Origin of the sequence: Streptococcus fermentans (assembly GCF_040888305.1) — a bacterium.
GTDB classification, from domain to species: Bacteria; Bacillota; Bacilli; order Lactobacillales; family Streptococcaceae; genus Streptococcus; species Streptococcus fermentans.
Window position 1 is genome coordinate 1 of the sequence record NZ_JBFNFG010000022.1, and the last position, 726, is coordinate 726.

Genomic DNA, 726 nt, shown 5'->3' on the forward strand with positions numbered 1-726 from the left:
AATTGATTCGCTTACTGATTCAGATACTGATTCGCTTACTGACTCTGAAATTGATTCACTTACTGATTCGCTTACTGACTCAGAAATTGATTCACTTACTGATTCTGCTACTGACTCAGAAACTGATTCGCTTACTGATTCTGAGATTGATTCAGATACGGATTCGCTTACTGACTCTGACACTGATTCAGATACGGATTCAGAAATTGATTCAGATACGGAGTCACTTACTGATTCAGAAATTGATTCGCTGACTGATTCAGATACTGATTCGCTTACTGATTCTGAGATTGATTCAGATACGGATTCGCTTACTGACTCTGACACTGATTCAGATACGGATTCAGAAATTGATTCAGATACGGAGTCACTTACTGATTCAGAAATTGATTCGCTGACTGATTCAGATACTGATTCGCTTACTGATTCTGAGATTGATTCAGATACGGATTCGCTTACTGACTCTGACACTGATTCAGATACGGATTCAGAAATTGATTCTGATACTGATTCAGAAATTGATTCTGATACTGATTCACTTACTGATTCTGATACTGATTCACTTACTGACTCAGATACAGATTCAGAAATTGACTCGCTTACTGATTCTGATACTGACTCAGAAATTGACTCGCTTACTGACTCTGATACTGACTCAGATACAGATTCGCTTACTGACTCTGAAATTGATTCACTTACTGATTCTGATACTGATTCAGAAACTGA

General features: G+C 37.6%; 1 protein-coding gene. It reads right to left on the reverse strand.

Annotated elements, in window-relative coordinates:
- The coding region (locus AB2B50_RS09665) for a DUF445 family protein (RefSeq protein WP_320693330.1) at positions 1-726 on the reverse strand (726 nt) is incomplete at both ends.